Below are 21,022 nucleotides of genomic sequence, written 5' to 3'. Positions count from 1 at the left end.
GGTGGTGCAGTTATTTGTTTGAGTGAGTCATTTAGTTGTTTATGCAACTATCCCTTTTTAATAAAAGTTTTGGAGAAGCGTTATGGGTTTTTCAATCAGTAATAAAGTGGCATTGGTTACAGGAGCCAATCGCGGCATAGGTAAAGCCATTGTCGAATCTTTCCTTAACCACGGGGCGAAAAAAGTGTATCTGGCGGTGCGAGATATTGAGTCGACCAAGGCACTTGAACAGGAGTATGGCGACAGGGTGGTTAGCCTGCAGCTTGATGTTTCCGACAATGCTTCCATCCAGCTGGCGGCGGCTCAGGCCGGTGATGTTGATGTACTGGTCAATAATGCCGGGGTACTGATGCCGGCAAATTCCTTGAGTGAGCATGCCGAAGAGGCGTTATCGAAAGAGCTGGATGTGAATGTTTTTGGCCTGATCCGGGTAGCCAAAGCTTTTGCTGCTATTTTAGAGCAAAATCAGGGCGCCCTGGTACAACTTAACTCGGTGGCTTCGATCAAAAACTTTGCCGAGTTATCAACCTATTCTGCCTCTAAAGCGGCTTCATATTCCATTACTCAGGGCATACGTGAACAACTTGCACCTAAAGGGGTGAGTGTCTTGAGCGTACACCCGGGACCGATTGCCACGGATATGGCGGCTCAGGCAGGATTCGAGGGCGAAGCCGACTCAACCGCTTCGGTTTCCGAGGGCATAGTTAATGCACTGGCTGCTGGTGATTTTCATTTATTCCCGGATACTGTGTCCAAGCAGTTTGAAGCGGCATATCAGGGTTATGCCGGGGCGCTTATCCCCGAAACGCTTAGTGCTTAGCAATAAGCAACCCGGTTCTTAAAGGGCAAGCCTCAAGGCGGAAACGGTCATGAGCATTTCCGCCTGGTTTGCAAGCATTTACAAGCGTTTCTTCAGCAACAAGGTTTATATGTTCACTTGACTGGAGGAAAGCTTCAGTGGACACTTTATGCAACGATATATTGATGATGAGGTCAAGTGGTGCATAAATCGTCCATGAGCTGGGATGATGTCCAGTTTTTTCTTTCGGTGGCGCGCTCCGGCAGTGCCCGGGCAACGGCGCAATTATTAGGGGTTAGTCATTCCACGGTATCAAGACGGGTGGATAACCTGGAATCGGATTTAGGCACCCGGCTATTTGACCGTAATGTCGGCGGCTATACCTTGACAACAGAAGGGCGCTCGATGATGGAGTACGCAGAGCAGGCCGAAGATGCTTTAGTCAGCGCCGAGCTGCACCTGCACGGCCGGGATACTGAACTTAGCGGTCTTATCCGGCTGACCATGCCTGATAATATCGCCAATCAAATTTTGATCCCGGAAATGGTGAATTTTACCCGTAAGTACCCGGATATTAATATTGAGTTTTCTGTCTCCAGTAATGTTTTTGAATTGATGCGGCGGGAAAGTGATATTGCCCTGCGTTTTATGGGATTTGGTAATCCGCCGCCGCAGCCCCTGATCGGCCGTAAAGTGGCTTCGGTTGCCACCTGTTTCTATGCCAGCGATGATTATCTGGCAAATCATGACTTGTCTGATCCCGACTCCGGTGCCCGCTGGTTGGGGTGGGGCGAGACAGATCGTTTTCCCCAATGGGTGAAAGCTTCTCCTTATCCGGATATACCCGCGCAATACAGTATGGATCAGGCTGGCTCTCAGGTGGCGGCAGTACGGGCCGGTATTGGTATGGCGATGTTGCCCTGTTTTCTCGGCGATGCTTGTGAGGGCATTTACCGGTTGCCAAACGCTCCGGTGCTGCTCAATCATGAAATTTGGTTATTATCTCATCCTGATTTGCGGGAAGTTACCCGCTTGCGTAAGTTCAGGGAATTTGTGGTGGAGCTGTTTGAACGCAAGCAGGCCTGGCTTGCGGGTGAAGAAAGTGTCGGTTAATTGCAGCACTTAACCTGAAAATAATAGCACTTGGCCGGATAATGGCGGTGCTGGTGGCAATGCCGGCGAAGGTGGACTAAGTGTAAATGCGGCAGCCTGGCAAGGCTTTTTTGAGCTCGTTAATATCTGAGACATTGCAGTCACGGACAAAGAGTTCTTTTAAGTTTTTAAGCCCTTTTAGCGGTGTTAAATTTTTTACAGGGGTGTTGCTTAAATAAAGTGTCTGCAGCCGGGTCAGTTTGGCCAGCGGTGTCAGGTCTTCAACCAGGGTATCATCGAGATCCAAAAAACGTAAACGACTGAGTTTTGCCAGCACCGTTAAGTCGCTGACATTAGTTGCCGCTAATTGCAGTCTCTCCAACTGGCTAAGTTTTGCTAAAGGACTTAAGTCGTCAATTTCGTTGTAATTTAATTCGAGTACTTGCAAGGCGGTGAGTTTTTTTAATCCCGTCAGTTTGTCTAAATCGGTTTCTTCCAGATAAAGCTCCCGTAAGTTACTGAGTTTGGCTAAAGGCATCAGGTCTTTTACTTCGGTATAATGCAGGTTGAGGGTTTGCAGCCTGGTGAGGTTTGCCAAAGGAGTTAAATCCTGGATATTGGTATCTTCAAGCTCCAGGGTATGTAAGTTAATCAAGGGGTTAAGGGGCGATAAATCTTCAATTTCGCTGTAACTTATGTTGAGCTCCTCCAGCGCTGTCAGTTTCGCCAAAGGCGAGAAGTCTTCGATATCTGCCTGTCCCAGATCCAGGGTGTGCAGGTTTTCAAATATCACCAGGGGGGCCAGGCCCTGGGAGAGTTCCCAGTCGCTAAAGCTGGGGTCTGTTTCCTTGGCATAGGCGGCGAGTAAAGGCGGGGACTGGCACAGAAAAGCCATTTTTCTGCACAGGAGATCCGGATACTTGTCCAGGCCCTGTTTAATCATTAACTTGGCCAGTTGCGCTTCCCTGGCGATATCCCCGTCCATTTTTTCGATATCCCGGGTGATCTTTTCCCGGTAGCTTTCCCGGTTATCTTTGAAATAATCGAGCAATAATACGTAAGCTTCTGCGGTGGCGATTTGCATCAGCGCATAAGCACAATAATGATCTTTTTGTATCGAACGTTGCTGTGGCCGTTTCAGGTGGGGGATGGCCAGTTCACCGGCATTGGATAAGGCGTCCCGTACCTTGGCGGAGGGCGGCGGAATGATTTTTGGAATAATGCCGTTGAGTTTATCGGCAAACTCAGGTGAAATCTCCCTTAAGCCTTCCTTGCAGCTGAGTACCAGCAGGTAAAGGCTGATGGCTTGATTTTCGTTATGCTGCTGATCAAATTTTTCCGCCTTTTCCAGTAATTTACTCAGGTATTTTTCATTATCCTCCCTGGAGTGGGACAGGCCGATGGCCATTTGTATGGTGCCATGCCAATAATCTTTGCTGGCATTTTTTCTCAGGGTGGCCCAGTCCCGGATCATGATTAAATATTCCGCGGTAAAAAATTCCTGGAAAGATCTGTGGGCAAACTGGATTTCACCGGGGCCAACGGTTTGCAATAAGCCGCTGCGTTCCAGGAAAAAACTTTTCAGATCTTCAGTGCTCAGTACTTTATTGAGCTTGGGTAAATTGTTGAGCTTTTCCCCCAGCCGCGCCAGCAAGTCATCCGGGGTGAGGCTGATCAGCTTTTTTTGCGTCATCCAGTGGCCGACATAGGCGAGTAAAATCACTTTGTCCTGATGATCGAGCAGCACAAAACGCTCATCTTCAATGATTTTCTTTTCCCGATCCCGGCTGTCTAAAAACATCCGGCTGGTGGCCTGGTAGAGGTCGGTGCGGTTTTTCGGCAGGTAACCGCTGCGATCATGATGCAGCATACAAAGTACGCCGCACAATAACGGGTTTTCAGCCAGGGTGCGTAGCGGGCGTTGCAGTTTCAGCTGGTGCAAGAGGTTTTCCCCTTCGCCGAGAAAGGCATCGGGTTTGGTTTTATCGTATTCCAGCGCCACCGCCTGATGCCAGTGTTCGATAAAGCTTTGCTGGGCGCCCTGATCCATACTTTGTAGCTTAACCGCCTGGAAATCAAGGGCTTTGAGGGCATTATCATGGTAGGCGGAGGGCCTGGAAGTGAGGATAAACTGATTGCCGCTATGTTCCCGGCACAGGGTTTCAATCCAGTTCATCACATCCGTGCGGCGGTTTTCAGGAACTTCATCAAAACCGTCGATCATGATAATGGCTCTTTTATCATCAAGCACCGCATCAAGCCAGGTCTGATGGCTTGCCTCGATCTGGCAATCTTCTACCATCAGGGCATAGAAGTCAGATTTTTTCGGCAGTTGCTTGCGCTTTAATACTTCGCGTAATTTAATGATCACCGGCACCTTTTGATTCCAGGGGGTTTGGTCGCCGCTAAAGTCCTGGCGTCCGCATTGTACCGTAAGCCATTGCAGCAAAGTGGTTTTTCCCTGTCCGGCATCGCCGATGATCACCAGGCGCTCGAAGCCGGTCAGCGCCTGTTCGGTTGAGAGGACTTCGCTGTCGAGGTCGTCGTTATATTCGGTTTCTGTGTTTAATGAGATATAGGCGACACGCAACTGATATTTGCGCGAGCGGCCGCCGAAGTTGATGCCGAAAATTCTTAATTCGTCAAAGCGGCGAGCCACGGCGCGCCGGTATTGCTCTTCTATTTCTGTTTTTTCATCCCGGTTGACTTCTTTGATCTCTTGCCAGCGCCTTAATTCTTCACTCAGTTTTTCAAACAGTTCGTGGGGGTCTTGCAGTTGTGTCAGCAGGTTGTCCTTATTCCATGCCGGCAGGGCCTCGCTGCAGTCGACGATTAGCTCACATAATAACGGCAGCAGTTTGTCAAAAAGCCCCTGCTGCTGCTTATCCGCTTGAGCCAATTCGTTGGGGCTATGCTGGAACTTCAACACGCCGTTGAGTTGCTGGGGTTTAAAATCTACTTTGTTTAAGGTATCAAAAGTCGGGTTGCAGACACGCAGCTGAGAGGCCAGTGCCGATAAAACCATTTTCTGGCTGGCAAACGGGGTTTGCTTACCGGTCAATCTCAGGCTTAATTCGGCAAAGTCACTTTGCAGTGTGGCAAAGGTAGCACTGGCGATATTTTTAACCCGTGCGCCATGGTTATTTTTAAGGTGATCCAGATAATGGCCTCCTTCCGGGACTTGCAGCCAGACATTGGCAATGGCCTGGATGATGCCCGGGGTGAGATCATCATAAAGAATATCTTCAATAATGCGTGCTTGTCTGGCCTGATGCTCCCCAGGGTCTTGTTGTTGTATTTTCGGAGCGGTTTCGGGGGCCTGTATGCTGGTGGCAAGAGTTTCAATTAGCAGAGGCAATTCATTAAAATCTTTAAAGAACAGGGGTCTTACTCTTGCTTGCTGGTAAAGTTTGGCAATGTCGTTGGGTACTTGCTGCCAGTTTTCTTTTTTGATGATGGCAATGGCATAGGGCAGCTGCGCCAGTTTGTTTTGTTTTTTGCACCACAGGTACCAGTCGATGATCCTGGGATCTGTCATTGAGCAGCCGATAAAGACTATCGGCTGACTGAGCAATAAGGTTTTGAGTTTACTGTCAAGCAGCGGATACTTTTGCGCATAATCGAGGTAAGTGTTTTCATCAAAAATCCATTTCTCAATATCATAGATGCTGCCGTGGATCTTAAACAGGGAAATGCGGCCGGCGTGCTCCAAGGCTAAATTTTGTTCCAGGGTGATCGGGGTGAAGGGCCGGGCGGTTTGCTTAAAGGCCGACTCTAACAGTTCATCGTAGTTGGTGGTAATAATCACCTGCCAGGGCAATTGCACCAGCTGCTGGTGCATAGTGGCGGGGGCTTTTTGCTGCTCTAAAAAGATCTTGCTTAAGGTTTTATTTAGCTGGTTATAGTTATTTTCCCGGATGAAATGTTGTATCCAGTGAGTAAAAGAGCGCTGCGGACTATCAAGGGCATAATTTTCATCAGTCGGGGTAAAGGGTAATAAAGGCTTAAGGCTTTTGTCGCTGAGCTGTTTTATCAGCTCGTTTGTTGGCGGATAACCGGCCGCTGCCGACAGTCCGGCGCCGACCCAGAGCATAGGCCGGACGCTGCTGTCTTCTAGCCCTTGGAGCAATAAATTCACCAGGGCTTGCCACTCGGGAGACTGGTTGAAAGTTAATGCCATAACAAGGCCCTTTATCTTCTGAGTCAGTCAACTTTTTATTGATATGACTGTAGATGAGTTTATTATCTATATCCATGCTCCGGGTAAGTTTTCACAGAAAAACAAGCTTTAAATCATGATGTTTGCTTCGACCTGAAATAATAGCTGGTAGGGGCGCGGTGATTGACAACAAGAGAAATGGCAGTGCTTAGCCGTAAAAGGAAAAAAGATGATAGATATTTTAGGGATAGCAATCGCCTTTATCACCAGCATGTTGCTGTTTAGTGTTTTGGTGACGGCGATAGTGCAGTTTGTCCAGCAGCTCTTTGCCAGAAAACACCGGGGCTTGGTGAGCGGCATGTCACAATTTGCTTCGGCTATTGCCGAAATTGACGCCGGTTTTGATAGTAAAAAATTTCTGCAGCAGGTGACTTCGGGCATAGTGGTAAAAAAAGCCCAGTACGTCGGCTTTGATAAAGTCAAAGCGGTTTACCATCAGCTTTCTGTCGACAAGCCGATAACGGATATTCGCCTGCAACAGATGTTTGAACAGGCCGAAGATGAAATGAGGGCGCTGTTTAAAAGCCAGATGGATAAAATCAGTATTGGTGTTGCCGCACTTATTGTACTGCTGATGCAGCTGGATGCTTTTGCTCTACTGAACCGTTTATCCGTGGATAGTGACTTCAGGCAGGCACTGGCGTTGCAGGGACAGGGTATTCTGGCAAAAGCTGAGATAAGCAATGCTCCGCCGGTTGGTGATATTGTGCAAAAAATTAATCGGCAATTTGTTGCTCAATATCCGTCACTTGAGGCGCTGGTCAGGCAGGAAAATGACAGTACAAAAGAGGCTATAAGCGCCTTTAATCAGTTAGTGCGGCAACAGCCAGCGCTCTCGGATATACAGATGCAGATGTTAGTTATTAAGTATCAGGCTGCGTTGGAGGCTGCTATAGATCAGGCGCAGCAGCAGGCGGTAACCTTTGGCCTGGAACAGTATCGCAGCCTGAGTAAATTTGGCTTTCAGGTCCTGCCGGAAAAAAGTATCGATTATTACCTGTCGCTGCAAACCTTATTGGGACTGTTCTTTAGTGTCATTCTCATCAGTCTCGGTGCGCCTTTCTGGTTTAATACCTTAAAATCCGTGGTTGGACTAAAAGATGCCATCGCCTTGAAACATGAAGCTGAAAAAGGAGGGAAGGCAGGCTAAATAGCGGGGTTCACCTGACAAAAGCGGCTTTCTTAATATTGGCCAGCAGAAGCTGGCCAGCCCAAGGCTCGGGTTATGCTTTGCTCTGCTGTGTTTCTAGATACTGCTCGAATTCCTGTTGCTGTGTTTGGCTCAGAGCGCTTTTGTCAATTGCCTCGATTAACGCCGGGGGCTCAATATCCCAATAGCGGTCAATGCCTAGTTCGGACATGATGGTGAGCAGGTAAAGTTTTATTTGGCTGTTATCCCCGGCGAAGGCATCGGCTTTTTGAAAATGGCGGAGGGCGCGAAAGCGCCGGTTTTCATGCCAGTGATGGTTGCCCAGCTCACGGTGGCGTTTTATTAATTCGTCTTTACTCAGGGTATTTTGCAACACCAGCTTGTTGGTGATCTTAAACGACAATAATTCAGGTGACATTTCTAAACGGGCGTAACACTTTTCGATTTGTTTATGAATGTCCAATGATATGCCGGTTAATGCCATCTTATTGGCGAAATAAAGCAAGATGTTGAGCTGGATAACATCATATGCTTCTTTGTCTTTACAGAGTTGATCAAATTCTGTTTTGATGTTGTTTTCCGCCAGTATTGCCATGCCTATTTTAATAAAGGGCTCGTAAATATTAAATTTGAAACTGCCTTTATCGAAAGTGTTGTTGGTGAGAATATTATCCAAAGCCGCTAATATTTGTGCTTTATCTAAGGTGCCGGTATCACCGGCAATCAGGGCGCTGACATAAATTTTCATCAGGCTGATGGACAGGCTGTTGGCATAATAAAAGCTGGTTTTAATTTTTTGTTTGTGGTGGATGAACTCTACCGCAGCTGCCAGGCCTTTGCTCTGTAATATTAACAGGGCATAGGTATCAATTTCGTTGGGGCGCAATACCAAAGCTTCAAGTTTGCTAAAGCTGGTCAGGGCCTGGTCGGGTTTATGCTCCATCAAGGCCAGATAAGTGGCATAATAAACATAACCGCGAAAGTAATATTCTTGTATATCGGGAGACTCCAGGGTTTGTATAAATTGCTCTTTCTGGCCAGAGGTAAAGCTGATAAATAACTGCTCCCGGTATTTATCGCCGGGATGACTAATTTTCGATGTCAGTAGCCAGGCCAGTTCCGGGTGTGCTCCCAAAAATAGCAGTTTAATTTTCAATAACAGCAGTTCATCTTTATGCAGACTCGATAGCTTGCTGCTGTTAATAGTACTGACTTGTTTTACCAGTACCGCCGCAGACAAGCTGTGTAAATTTTTTAACACCGGCTGGAACAGGTTTAAAGAAGCCTGGGTAATGGCGAGCAGCTTTTGTACTGTTTTTGGCGAAAGCGGAGATTGCAACATTTCAGTGCGCAGGTGGCGGAAGATAATACTGGAGTTCTCTTCGATGGCACCGGATGTCAGCAAGACAAATTTGCACCAGATGGGTACCAGGTGTTTACGGGTAAAGTAGCGGATAAGATCCGGACCCGAAAAAGTAAAGTCATGTTCGTCCTGAATGATAATCAGGTCATAGGCAAAGGTTTGCTTTCTCTCTACCAGGTAACGGGCATCTTTTTTAATGACGACTTCATGTCTGCCCAGGCTAAGCAGGATTTTTTTTAAGCTAATACCCGCGGCCATATCGGTATTGATGATCAAGATTTTAAGTTTTTTGTTTGCCTGGTAGTCTGTTGCCATGAATTGCTCTCTTTATTGAACTTGTCATTTTTCCGGAATAACATTAAAAATCTATTTTCATCGATAAGCTATAATTTCGCTCCAATTGCGGCAGCAGCGAGCTGTAAAACCCTGCTGCTATGCCTATCGCCTGGGTTTCCAGGTTGCCGCCGTTGGCGCCCTGATCGCCGGGGGCAAAATAGCTTTCGTTAAAGAGGTTATTGATTTTCAAGCTGAAGGTGAAAGGGTCGAGCTGCCAGTTGATGTTGGTATTGACCAGGGTATAGGCGTCCAGCTTTTGCTCAAGTGTCCGCAGAGGGTTGCGGCCATAAAGTCTGGTTTCGCCATGATAGATCAGGCGCAGGTTCCACGACAGGGTATCTGTTAGCGGCAAGTCCAGCCCGGCCTTAAATTTGTGGGGAGCGATATCGCCGGTATCGGCTTCGCCGTTTTGCCAGCCGAGCACATTGCCGTTACTGTCTTTTTCGTAAGAATAATAAATATCACTTTGCGCGTCTGTGTAGGTGTAATAGACATATCCGCTGATCTCATCTGCACCCTTAATAAAATTATCGTAGAAAAAGCGTCCGCGGTATTCTGCTGCGAGCACTTCTCTTTTGTCGCTTAAGTTTTCGGGAATGGGCTCTTCCTGGATCACGCCTTCAAACTTGGTGAGATAGGCGGACAATTCATGGCTCCAGTGCTTTCCCTGGTGGATATAAATGGCTTCAACATTTTTTAAGGTTTCCGGACCAACATTTTCGCTGGCTGCCCGGGCGGAAAAGGTGACAAAAACCAGGTTGGGTTGCGGCTCCTGGAAGGCTTCGCCGTAGAGGAGTTTTAGCGTGTTTTGCGCGTCAAAGCGGTAGATCGCCGATATTCTGGGGTTGGTGGTGCTGGCGTAGATATTATTGTTGTCATAGCGTATCCCGGCACTGATACGCCAGTTATCTTTGTCGTAAATGGCCTGGGCATAAACCCCTTCATCCGTAGTGTCCGCCAGCAGTTCGTCGGGGTGGCGGCGGCTTACTCCCGGGGGCAGAACAAAGTTGTCGGTGTCGGGAGAAAAAATACCGGCGCCGAATCCCAATTCTCCCGGTTGTTGTTCCTGGGTGCCGCAAAAGGGTGAGAAAGCATTAAAATAACCGCAGACTTCAAATCCCCGGGGCAAAGATTTGCTTTCATATTTTATGCCGCCGGTGAATAGCCAGGTGTCGTTGAGGCGGTATTCACCATCAAGTTGAAACAACTCTGAGCTTGAGGGGGAATGCCATAAGGATAATGAGGTATAACTGTTTTCTGCCGCTTCAGTGTAGTTTCCTGCAGAAACGGAATCTCTTTCGGTATACAGGGCCTTGATGCGCAAGCTGGAATCAAAGCTGTGATCGATTTCCATGCCCCATTGGTCGGTATGATAATACCAGGGACCGTGGGGCTGGACATAGCGAGACAGGTATTCCATGCCGTAGCTCATATTGACTTCGGTTTCATTGTAAAAAATGCGCAGATTCTTATAACTGATACTGGCAAATAAGCCGTTTTGATCGTCCGGATCGTTATATTGGCCGTAGGGGGCGCCGCGTGCGATAAAAGGGCCGCCGTTGTTGCCGGTTAATAACGGTCCCCAGATATTGGTATTGGCTAAGTCGGTAGCGTTGTAAAAATCATATTGACTGGAAAAATCATCAAGATCCGGACCGTCGCTGTCGAACAGTTTTCCGGCAATATCAAAAATAAAGTCACCTTGTTTTGCCGTGAATCCCCATTCGATATCCCGGGTTTTATAGCTGCCATAGCTGGTTTGTATACTGCCCTTTATACCGTTTTCCATATGATCCGAACCGGTTTTAGTGATGATATTGACCACGCCGAGAAAGGCATTGGGCCCGTAAATAACCCCCACCGGGCCGTATAACACTTCGATGCGGCTGACACGGCTCATGGGAATTTGCCGCTCGATATTCAGGTAATGGCCCCATATTTCGTTTTGTACCCGGCCGTTGAGCAAGATCAGGGTGCGGGAGGCATAGGGTTGGCGGTAGCCCCGCTGGAATGCCTTGTTGGGACGATCGCCGTTGCCTGCATAGGCATCAAAGCCCGGCAGATCCGCGAAGATATCGTTGAAGTTAGCATAACCCCGTTTGTAGATATCTTCGGCGGTAATGATCACCAGGGAAGCGGGAGCATTGGCGACTGTCTCTTCGGTGCCGGAAGCTGAGGTAATGGTAATGTTGAGTAAATTTTCAAGGGAGATGCCGGCAAGATAGGGGTTACTTTCTTCTGTATCAGCCCCGAAAGCAACGCCAATAAGGCTAAGATAAATACCTGACGTTAAGCTGAGCGTTCTGACGGAAAGTGTTGGCATAAGGGACCTTGGCAAGTCATTTTTCTCGATTGCGCGAGTACCGCAATACGTACTTCTGTCCCTGATCGACGTTTACAGGTACCAGCCTGAACTGTGTTGTACCGGAAAATTATAGTTGAATTTTTTCATCTTGTTGTCTGTATATCCAGGGTTGGCTTTGTTTACGGTTATTATCGATATGGCATATTCATCTGAGCTGTCTTCAGGCTCATGCTTTGGCTTTCATGAGCTAACTTATTGAATTTTTTGAGGGAAGCATAGGGCAGAGCATGCTGCTGTTCTTATGATTTGTTCTATACTAAAAATCGTCGCCGTGATTAATTAACACTATCTATAAGATCAATTTAAGGATGAAGTGCATATGGCTGTCAGGAGAAATCATTGTCATAACCCCGATGTTGTTATTCTTTATCAAGAATCGGAAGTGATACATGAAGCCATAAAGCGTATTCAAGATCTTGATATCAACATCCACTCGATGAAAATAAGCGATTCATGCACTGACGATTTGATTGTTTTAGAGCCTAAGGTCATTTTACTCTCCTGCAATAATGTCAGTAACAGCATTAAATTTTATGTTGAATTTTTAGAGTCCCATGCCAGGGATATAGCCCCGCATATTGCTGTTTTGTTAATCAGAAACAGAGAGTCGCCACGGGCATTTATTGCCTGTGAGAACGGCTTGTTCGATAACTATGCCATCATCAATCCTTTGAATGAACCTTACAGGCTGAAACTGGTGCTGCAGCAAGCGTTAAAGCTTGTTGAAAGCAAACAAAATAGCAGTGTCAATGATTTAATCGCCGAAGGGGAGGAAGAGCTTGCTTCTTGTATTGAGCACGGGGTAAGCCTGAAAAAGTCTTTCCGGCAGCAGTTGGATATCTGTGAAAGCAAAATTTTTACTTCAGCCAGAGAGCAGCTGGATAACGATGAAATTCACTTGTTATTTCAGCAAATTGTTGAAACGGCCATGAGTGAACTTAATGAAAATATTTCTTTTCAAATGCAAAATGTTTTAGATCAACTGCTTGATGTTGAAAAACTCAATCAAAGCATAGCTGCTAAAGTCACACCTTTGGGCGCGGATATCCCGCAAAAGATAGAAAATTATTTGCACGGCAAAAGTAAGTTACCTGAGCGAAATGCCGAGCCTGAGCAAGCTAAAAAAAGGAAAAGGTACAGACTGCTGATTGCCGAGCATTCGAGTTTAATGGTGCAAGTGTTAAAAGATATTTTTGAGAAAACCGAGTTTGATTTTGCTGTCGCCAGCAACGGTATTGATGCCCTGCAGCAGTTTGTTTCTTTTAGCCCGGATATTATGTTGCTTGCCTACGGTCTGCCGAAGTTGGACGGCATTGAAGTGACCGAGCGTATCCGCGCCTCAGGCAGTAAATTGCCGATAATTGCCTTTAGCCATAACAAAGATAAAGTACTGATAAAAAAATGGGTGCTGCTTGGGATTAATGCTTATATTGTCAAACCGTCCAGCCAGGGAGTTATTTATAAAACGGTACGGGCTGAGGTGAATAAAATTAAAGAAACATTGAAGAAACAGGATAATTCTCCAATAGAGGAAATTGAGTGGCGTCCTGAATATTCCGTTGGCAATAAAAGCATGGATGAACAGCACAAAAAACTGTTTTTACTCATTAACGAGTTTTTTCATTCGGAAAACAAAGAGGATGTTGCCAGGGTATTTGAACAACTGGGCCTGTACGTACAATACCATTTTCGCGAAGAAGAAAAGTTGCTGGCAGAGATGCATTACCCAAGACTTGTCGAGCATAGTAAGCATCATAAGGCACTGATCAAGAAGTTTATCCGGTTAAAAGCAAAATTGGATGATTATGATATTGAATTACATCATAAAATAGCCATTTTTATGTATAATTGGCTCGCCAGGCATATTTTACAGTCGGATATGGATTACAAGCTATTTGCAATGAACAAGCTGCATCAGAGTAAAGCTGTAATGGACTTTTCTATCTGAGCAGCAAAGCTGCTATCAGGGAACCCCCGTTTATCGCTTAACTTTAATTTTGTAAAACTTGCTTTGTTTTAAAGTATCGTCAGGCGGTTATGCCAGGTAAAAACGGTCCTGTTACCGGACCGTTTTGCTCAAAAAATCTATTACCGGCGACAGCCGTCGGTATCAAATTCAGCTAACATAGTGGCGCCGCCGGTGGAGTTTTTCACTTGGAAATAACCCCAATAGCTGCTGATCTGACTGAGATCGGCAATATAGATGCACTCACTGTTACCGGCATTTTCCGAAGAGGCGTCATAGCTGCTGCCTGAAGGCCAGCCGCCGTGGCGGTAATATAAATCCAGGTTGCCCTGGCCGTGGGCGATGGTGACGGCCAGGCTCTGGTGGCCGCTGACATCCCCCAGGCTCAGCCAAATATTTTGACTTGTCCCTAAACATTCGGCCTTACCCGAGGTTAAACGTCCGCCTGTGATGGCTGCCTGGGTTTCGCAGACACTTTCCAGCGGTAAAGACTGGCCGCTGATGGTAACTGTGGCGCTATCTGTCGCTTCAAGACCGTCATTATCGGTAACGGTCAGGGTGGCAGTAAATTCACCGCTGCTGGTGTAAGTATGCACGGGATCAGCATCGTTGCTGCTCATCCCGTCGCCAAACTGCCAGTGGTAGCTGACAATGTTGCCGTCGGGATCATTGCTGCCTGCACTGCTAAAGCTGACGGCCTGTTCCTGTACGCCCGAATAGTCGCCGTTGGCTTGGGCGATGGGGCTTTGGCCTGCCTGGTCATTGGTTTCATAATAAACCTGCAGGTTAACCTCTGAGTATTCGAGGAAAGGGTCAATCATGACATGGACTGTGCCGCCGCCGCTGATTTCACAATATTCCGCCATTTTAGGGGCGCTAAAAGGCCGGCAATCGTAATTATCATTGGTGGGTTTTTGTCCTTTACGCACGTAAATGTCGGGATCTCCGCTATACCCGCCGGGGATCACCACCAGGGTTTTGCTGGCGTTATTTGGCACATTGAATTGGTATTCTTTCGGTGTTGCGCCTTTAGCGGATTGCAGGTTTTGTTCGTCGTGTAAAAACTCACGGCGACAAGTATCGCAAAGGCTTGGATCTGTGGTGCCCAATACCCTTAACCTGGCATTGCTGTACTCGGAATATGCATCTACCGCGGCATAATAGGTATCGCTGGCAGAAGGACTGGAGAGAGTGATGAGTTCGGCAGTGCCCGGGCTTTTAAACGAGATGTGATCTGCTACCCAGGTATCGCCATTTTTTTGCGGTTCACTGCCTTTGGAGACATACAGATCCGGGTCTTTATCGCCAAAGTTGTCCAGGTAAAAAGCCACCGCCTGGGTGCCGCTTGGAATGTCGGCAGTGAAGGTCTCTACTTCTCCCTTGTTGGCAGAAATGCCGCTGATATCGACTATGGCGCTGCCTGAGGGGATCAAGTCGGTACCCGAGCCATCCCAGGGGTGATCTGCGTCACTGGTGTATTGGGATAAACCGGTGGCGATCAAGTTACTGTTGCTCCATAAACTCGCCCGGGCAGGGCCGTGCAAGGCGGCGGTCATACGCTTGGTTTGCTCGGCGGTAAACATGGCGTAGTTGTCGGTGTAATGCATAAAGTTTTCGGTATTGGTGGGTTGCCCCATGCAGTTCAGATGATTGTCTGCCATATCCGAGCTGCCCATTTGCGGGGTATCACAGGCGCGATCACCTGTGACTTCGCAAAAACCTGCCTGGTGTACGCTACAGCCGTCTTCAAAGGTGTGAGGAAGGTTGAGGAAATGGCCGAACTCGTGGGTGAGCACCGAGCGGAAGTTTTCATTGGTATTGGTGCCCAGATAAGCGCCGTTGTATACCACCCGGGCGGTATTGCTTTCCGACATGGAAACCTGGGGATACCAGGCGACACCTGAATTATTGGTGCTGCCGTCGTCATAGAGATCATTCATAATATAGACATTCATATATTTGAAATTATCCCAGGCGTCAGCGGCGATTTCGCTGTTATGGCTGGAGCCGTTGCCATAACCCTTTTGCTCGCGATTGTAGCGGACAATACCGGTTGAAGCCTGTCCTGAAGGGTCTTTTTGCGCCAGCACAAATTCAATATTGAGGTTTTCCCGGATCGCTTGAAATTCTGCGGCTATAGGGCCGTCCTGGGTGTTGAGGCCGAGAAAATCTTCGTTGGTTTTATTGAGAGCATCAATGATTTTCTCATCCGTTAAGCAGTCGCCGCCGTTATCGCAATTAAATTGCCGGCCATAAATGTGAAACACAACCGGGACGTAATAACGCCCGTCAACGGCCTGGCTGTTTTCAGTGGCCGCGACTTGGGTTTGTTGTAGCTGGTTTAATATTTCATTGCTGCTGCTTTTGCTGTCGGCGAGAAAGCGGCGGTTTTCCCGCTGGATTTGCTGCCAGCTTTGATTGTTATTGTCGGTACCGCAAATTTGCCCGCTTGCTTTATTTGTATTAGTTGTCTGATTGTTAATAGTCTGATTTAGAAAGGCTAAATCTGCGGGCAGTGGCGTGGTTTTCAGTGAGGCACCCGCCCAGGCGCTGCAGCACAGCAGGCTCAGGGAGAGTCCGGATATTATTTTGTTAGACATGTTATCTTCCTTTTATCTTTATTGTTTTTTTGTCCTAAAACCGGGTTTAACATTGGGGGCTTGGCAACTAATGGATACGGGTAAGCTGGCAAGTTGATAAACCTAGCTTTTAGAATTTAGCAGGAAAATAATATACTGCATACAATATATTTATATAAAATTTAATCAATACAACATAAAAGTGAATGTAAATTAGCCAATGCATTGAATAATAATGATTTAATATTTTCTTGTTCGTTTGGCCGGCTTAAAAGTATTGCTGGCTTATCGATAAGTGTTTAGGGAGGAGTTTGATGCCAGGAAGCATGAACGGGTGTGATTAAGGTGTAACATATAAGCCATTGTTCTGGATTATCTGCTTTTCTGCTTTTTCAATCAGCTGCTGTAGATCACCGTTATTTTTAAGACGTTTGATTTCTTGATCTATGACCGGGACTAAAGCTTGATGCTTTTGATAGATATAGTGATAAAGCGGTAAGACGGCTAACGGCTTTTCCATGGCAATAATGTCTTTATATCCCAATCTCTTGAGTACCAAATTACCGTCAAGGGTGTTGGTTAAGGCGACATCGATCTTACCGCTTCTTAGCAATTTGAACATGGCTTCTGTGCTGTTTACTTCATAAACCTGGCTCAGCCCTGCGGTAATATTATTGGTATGTTTAACACCCCTGACTTTGACCAGTTTATAGTTTTTCAGGTCTTGTATATGCCTGATAGTGATCTGCTGTTGTTTTAACACAAACGGCATGGTTTCCAGATAATAATAAGGGGTGGGCACTCTGATGGTGGTGCTGTTTTCATCCCCGTAGGTCCATATTCGCATAATTTCGCCATCTTTTTTGCCTGATGATGCAACGTACTGGGCGCGATTGGCGGGGAAGGGGATGATGTTGATATCTATGCCCAGGTTTTTATAAATTTGCGGAAGTACGATACGGCCAAGTTCCTGCTCTGAGAGATATTCAATTGAGGCGAACTCGTAGCTGGCGCTAACGGGGGTTTGGGCCGGTACATTAAAAACCAGTAAAAAACCAAGTAAATAATACAGCTTATACATACTAAAATACGGCTACTTGAATTGCTACTTGAGTCGGTATACTAGCATGGTTAAGCCTTTGAGCCTAATAATCGCCAGGGCAAGGAAGGATTTAGGTTTTTGGGTTATGCTTTTGGGGAAAACAGTGATTGTTATTTTTAATCGCTAAATGATGATGTGAAGCAATATTGGCTTTGTAATAAGGCTTTGAATTAATTGGATAACCTAAACTACTGCAGGAAATTGTTGCTAGCTGAACCATAACTTTAACTCTGTTGGCATAATTTGATGTCATTTCAAAGTAAAGGCTCCTAAGCTAAAGCCTGTCTTAAGGGGGATGAATAGCGGTATCAGCCCTCTTTAGTTGAAGCTGCCACAGGTTTTATCGGTCAGGTTATTAATGTCATGATAGTATCGGTCCATTTGACTGCTTGCCAGTAGTGTTTTACTAAATCTTGCTGTTGATCTTGTGATAATGTCGGTTTGAGGGCAATATTTTTCTCATAAGCTTTTACGAGTAATAATACATTGTGCTCACCGTTGTCGTGATCAAGCAAAGCCGCCTTCACATGAGCGGCCAGCTGTATTTCTTTTAAAATCGTTTCAAGTTTAGTGTTTAATACTGCACCAAGCCCTGAAAACAAGCCGATGGTAAAAGCGTCTTTGGCATTGGTGTGTTTAATGGACTTGCTGTATAACTCACAGGTTTTTGCACGCACCAATAAGGTACGGAACAGTTCAATCGGCTGCTCTGATTCCGATACCAGGGTGAGGATTTGTGCCCACTGTTTGATGATATCGACTCCCAGCATCACCACGGCTTCATGGATATTTTGGATTTCCCGTTTAAACGGATATAGGGGGCAGTTGACAATTTTTAATAATTTAAAGGTTAACCGCGGATCAGTAGCAATAAGCTCGGCGATTTTGTCGTTATCAATGTCTTCACGGCTCAGCTCAGAAATCAACTGTAAAGCCACTTTTTTGTTGGCGGTTACTTTGTTGCCGGTGATGATTTTCGGGCGTTCCAGGTAATAGCCCTGGAACAGTTCAAATCCCATTTGCTGGCAGCGGTTAAAGCAGTCTTCATCTTCGAGTTTTTCGGCGAGCAGGGTGAAATTATGGCCGTTAAGGTGGCTCAGATACTGCTCAACATCATCGAGGGATTCTGCCTGCACGTCTATTTTCAGGTAAGAGATATAGGGAAAAAGTTTTGAGTGCTGGCCATTTAATTCAAAATCATCCAGGGCAAAGGTGAAGCCTCTTTGCTTTAATTTTCTGATGCAGTTGATGCTGAATTCGCTGATTTGAACCGTTTCTAAAATTTCGAATACTACATTGGGCGGCGGGACGGAAAAAAAACTCTCGGAAGTGAGAAAGGCTAAATCTACGTTGATAAATATCGGGCGGTTAGCCGATATTTCTTCATCCAGGGAATTCATACACAAGTTGGCAAGCAGCTTGGATGTTGCCTCAAAATCATTGGTTACCTGGGCGCTTTGATTATTGCCGCTTCGATATAATAACTCAAAAGCAAACAATTGATTGTCATGATTGTAGATGGGTTGCCTGGCAAGCATACTAATATTCACGATAGTCCCTTTTCCTGAATGTTACATACCCTAAAAAATTAATATTAGCTGCTTTTGTGGGAAAGCGGTAATAGCTGCAGAACCGGATTTTTCCGTTAAATCAATAATGCCTCCGTTAAGTCGATTTTTATTGCGATGTGGAAGATGACGTTTAATTGATAACTTGGCTGAAAATTGCTTCTAGTTGGCTAATAAAAAAGCGATTTATAGACCAAGCTTAAATTGAAGTAATTCTTTAACGAAAATATAACTCAGGCATTACATATGTCTGTTAACCCACCCGAGTCAAAAAGGATGATTTGACTATGTATAAATATGTTTTAGCTTTACTGGTTTTTAGTGGCGTCAGCCTGGCGGCATATGCCGATACGGTGAAAAAGACCGCCGCACCTGTGGCAATTATAGCAGAGACGGTTGAGCAAAAATTTGCTTTGTCGCCTCAGAAATCACTGAGCCTTGCCGATGGCAGTGGCCGCGAATATCAGATCAAAATTCAAAAAGCCGGGGCCGAGTTTATTAAAGTGCATTTTAGCCACTTTAATATCCCCGCCGGTGCTTCGGTGGCGGTGACCGACGTTGCCGGTAAAGAGCGTTACGTCTATGACGGTGTTGCCAGAAACCAGGCCACTTATGACAGCGCTGTAGAAAACGGTGTTAACCAGTTTTCCGCGATGTCGGTTTTTGGCGATACCGCACTGGTGACTTTGACCTTAGCGCCGGGCAGTAAATGGCAGGCACACCATCAAATCAACATTGACCGCTTTAATGCCGGGCTTAATAGCGATGATATCAATTATTTTGGCGAGCAAAGTTCATCCGGGGATATTGGTATTGAATCTACCTGTGGCGTGAACGAGCGCCGGGATGTCGCCTGCTGGGCCGGTTCAAACCCGGTAGAGTATGAGCGCACCCGTCCGGTGGCCCGTTTGCTGATGTCAGGCAGCGGTTTATGTACCGGCTGGCGTGTCGGCGAAGACAACCTGATGTTTACCAACGAGCACTGTGTCGAGAACCAGAGTGTACTGAGCAATACCGAAGTCTGGTTTAATTACCAGAAAACAAGTTGTGGCGGCTCAGATTATGCCGGTACGGTAAAAGTGACCGGTAATACCTTGCTTAAAAGCGACTATGAGCTCGATTATACCCTGTTTTCCGTGAATGATTTTAACAGCATTAGCGGTTTCGGTAACTTCGGGTTGGATGTGAGAACGCCGAACTTATCGGAGCGTATTTATATTGCCCAGCACGGTTCGGGTAACCCGAAAGAGCTGGCGATAGAAAGTGATTCCAATGCCAGCGGTTTGTGTGAAATAGATCTTGCCACTGCCAACGGCCGGGGCGCGGGCACAGATACCGGTTATTTTTGTGACACTATCGGCGGCTCTTCCGGCTCACCGGTCATTGCCGCGGCCAGCAATAAGGTGATTGCCTTGCATCACTTTGGCGGCTGTGAAAATCAGGGGGTAAGGGTTGATCAAATCTGGCCGCAAGTTTCCAGCTACTTTAACGATGTGCCGCCGCTTGGCGATAATAACAGCGGCGGTAACCAGCCGCCGGTGGCCGTTATCAACTACAGCTGTGATGCATTAGTCTGTGACTTTGACGGTACTGGCTCTGTTGATGTTGACGGCTCTATTGTGGGTTACAGCTGGTTAGTGGACGATGTTGCGGTATCAACTGCTGCCACTATGCAACATACCTTTGCTGCAACCGGCAACTATAGCGTATCACTACAGGTGACAGATGATGTCGGTAATCAGACGCAAAGCAATATCAGTGTGAATGTTTCTGATGGCCAGCCGGGTGAGCTACAGTCAGGTGTGCCGGTTAACGGTTTAACCGCCGCCGCAAACGACGAACTCGACTATTTTATTGATGTTCCCGCCGGTAATAACAATGTACTCATTAATATCAGTGGCGGTAGCGGCGATGCCGATCTTTATGTGAAAAGCGGCAGCGCACCGAGCAAAAACGATTATGATTGTCGTCCGTACCTGAGCGGGAATAATGAGTCTTGTACTTTGCGGATGACCAGTGCAGGGCGGGTACACATTAAAGTGATTGGCTATGCGGCATTTGATAATGTCAGTATTGTTGCCACGGTCAGTACCGATGTTCCCGATGAATTTCCTAAAACAGATCTCTCGGCAGCCCAGGGAAACTGGATATATGATGAATATCAGCCTCCCGGCGGTGTTAACCAGATAAATGTCACGATTTCCGGCGGCACAGGTGATGCCGACTTGTATATCCAAAAAGGAAGTCAGCCGACCACAGGCGATTATATTTGCCGGCCTTATTCAGACGGCAATAACGAGACCTGCACAGTTGATCTTAACGGTAGTGAAACCATACATATTGGCATCAGGGCGTACCAGGCTTTTAGCGGTGTCACTTTGGATGTTAATTAAGGTGCGGTTTTACTTGTTGGCGTTTTTTGAAGGAAAGCGTGATTAGTAATGATGACTTAGCAGTATGCGTGTGAACAAATAGCAATAAAA

11 protein-coding genes are annotated in these 21,022 nt (G+C 46.6%); 5 read left to right on the top strand and 6 right to left on the bottom strand.

Features of this window, described 5'->3' with window-relative positions; all coding sequences use genetic code 11:
* The first annotated feature begins 82 nt into the window (after nucleotides 1–82).
* Both SG35_RS17890 and SG35_RS17885 read left to right on the top strand, forming a co-directional pair.
* Nucleotides 83–820 (top strand): SDR family oxidoreductase, encoded by a 738-nt coding sequence (locus SG35_RS17890; protein ID WP_044833934.1) that lies wholly within the window; start codon nucleotides 83–85, stop codon nucleotides 818–820.
* 177 nt (nucleotides 821–997) lie between these two features.
* A complete protein-coding gene (locus SG35_RS17885; RefSeq protein WP_152646684.1) occupies nucleotides 998–1,912 on the top strand; it encodes a LysR family transcriptional regulator in 915 nt (304 codons plus the stop codon).
* Nucleotides 1,913–1,988: 76 nt separating this feature from the next.
* Here SG35_RS17885 and SG35_RS17880 read toward each other — a convergent pair whose 3' ends face one another.
* Nucleotides 1,989–6,071: a leucine-rich repeat domain-containing protein gene (locus SG35_RS17880; protein WP_044833932.1), complete on the bottom strand. Its 4,083-nt coding sequence runs from the start codon at nucleotides 6,069–6,071 to the stop codon at nucleotides 1,989–1,991.
* 208 nt (nucleotides 6,072–6,279) lie between these two features.
* Here SG35_RS17880 and SG35_RS17875 point away from each other — a divergent pair, with 208 nt between their 5' ends.
* Nucleotides 6,280–7,260: a hypothetical protein gene (locus SG35_RS17875; protein ID WP_044833931.1), complete on the top strand. Its 981-nt coding sequence runs from the start codon at nucleotides 6,280–6,282 to the stop codon at nucleotides 7,258–7,260.
* A 73-nt stretch (nucleotides 7,261–7,333) separates the two neighbouring features.
* On the opposite strand, the gene SG35_RS17870 is transcribed toward SG35_RS17875, so the two are convergent.
* On the bottom strand, nucleotides 7,334–8,938 hold the full coding sequence (locus SG35_RS17870; RefSeq protein WP_044833930.1) for an ANTAR domain-containing protein: 1,605 nt from the start codon (nucleotides 8,936–8,938) through the stop codon (nucleotides 7,334–7,336).
* A gap of 43 nt (nucleotides 8,939–8,981) precedes the next feature.
* The gene (locus SG35_RS17865) at nucleotides 8,982–11,282 is read right to left on the bottom strand and encodes a TonB-dependent receptor plug domain-containing protein (RefSeq protein ID WP_044833929.1); all 2,301 of its coding nucleotides are present in this window, start codon (nucleotides 11,280–11,282) and stop codon (nucleotides 8,982–8,984) included.
* Nucleotides 11,283–11,643: 361 nt separating this feature from the next.
* Between SG35_RS17865 and SG35_RS17860 the strand changes: the two genes are divergently transcribed.
* The gene (locus tag SG35_RS17860; RefSeq protein WP_044833928.1) at nucleotides 11,644–13,272 is read left to right on the top strand and encodes a bacteriohemerythrin; all 1,629 of its coding nucleotides are present in this window, start codon (nucleotides 11,644–11,646) and stop codon (nucleotides 13,270–13,272) included.
* A gap of 140 nt (nucleotides 13,273–13,412) precedes the next feature.
* On the opposite strand, the gene SG35_RS17855 is transcribed toward SG35_RS17860, so the two are convergent.
* From SG35_RS17855 to SG35_RS17845, 3 genes are all read right to left on the bottom strand, one after another.
* The gene (locus SG35_RS17855; protein ID WP_053043174.1) at nucleotides 13,413–15,890 is read right to left on the bottom strand and encodes a M43 family zinc metalloprotease; all 2,478 of its coding nucleotides are present in this window, start codon (nucleotides 15,888–15,890) and stop codon (nucleotides 13,413–13,415) included.
* Nucleotides 15,891–16,209: 319 nt separating this feature from the next.
* A complete protein-coding gene (locus SG35_RS17850; protein WP_044833927.1) occupies nucleotides 16,210–16,950 on the bottom strand; it encodes a substrate-binding periplasmic protein in 741 nt (246 codons plus the stop codon).
* A gap of 368 nt (nucleotides 16,951–17,318) precedes the next feature.
* The gene (locus SG35_RS17845) at nucleotides 17,319–18,521 is read right to left on the bottom strand and encodes an EAL and HDOD domain-containing protein (RefSeq protein ID WP_152646683.1); all 1,203 of its coding nucleotides are present in this window, start codon (nucleotides 18,519–18,521) and stop codon (nucleotides 17,319–17,321) included.
* 305 nt (nucleotides 18,522–18,826) lie between these two features.
* Between SG35_RS17845 and SG35_RS17840 the strand changes: the two genes are divergently transcribed.
* Entirely contained in the window at nucleotides 18,827–20,932 is a 2,106-nt protein-coding gene (locus tag SG35_RS17840; protein WP_053043173.1) for a pre-peptidase C-terminal domain-containing protein, read from the top strand.
* The last annotated feature ends 90 nt before the right edge of the window (nucleotides 20,933–21,022 follow it).

The organism is Thalassomonas actiniarum (assembly GCF_000948975.2).
Classification (GTDB): domain Bacteria; phylum Pseudomonadota; class Gammaproteobacteria; order Enterobacterales; family Alteromonadaceae; genus Thalassomonas; species Thalassomonas actiniarum.
Note: the sequence above shows the minus strand (reverse complement) of the source record. Positions and strands in the feature narration are given on the sequence as shown.

Coding starts and splice junctions, on each gene's coding strand:
- SG35_RS17850 (WP_044833927.1), bottom strand. CDS start 16,950: ATGTATAAGCTGTATTATTTACTTGGTTTTTTACTGGTTTTTAATGTA.
- SG35_RS17880 (WP_044833932.1), bottom strand. CDS start 6,071: ATGGCATTAACTTTCAACCAGTCTCCCGAGTGGCAAGCCCTGGTGAAT.
- SG35_RS17855 (WP_053043174.1), bottom strand. CDS start 15,890: ATGTCTAACAAAATAATATCCGGACTCTCCCTGAGCCTGCTGTGCTGC.
- SG35_RS17890 (WP_044833934.1), top strand. CDS start 83: ATGGGTTTTTCAATCAGTAATAAAGTGGCATTGGTTACAGGAGCCAAT.
- SG35_RS17875 (WP_044833931.1), top strand. CDS start 6,280: ATGATAGATATTTTAGGGATAGCAATCGCCTTTATCACCAGCATGTTG.
- SG35_RS17865 (WP_044833929.1), bottom strand. CDS start 11,282: ATGCCAACACTTTCCGTCAGAACGCTCAGCTTAACGTCAGGTATTTAT.
- SG35_RS17840 (WP_053043173.1), top strand. CDS start 18,827: ATGTATAAATATGTTTTAGCTTTACTGGTTTTTAGTGGCGTCAGCCTG.
- SG35_RS17870 (WP_044833930.1), bottom strand. CDS start 8,938: ATGGCAACAGACTACCAGGCAAACAAAAAACTTAAAATCTTGATCATC.
- SG35_RS17860 (WP_044833928.1), top strand. CDS start 11,644: ATGGCTGTCAGGAGAAATCATTGTCATAACCCCGATGTTGTTATTCTT.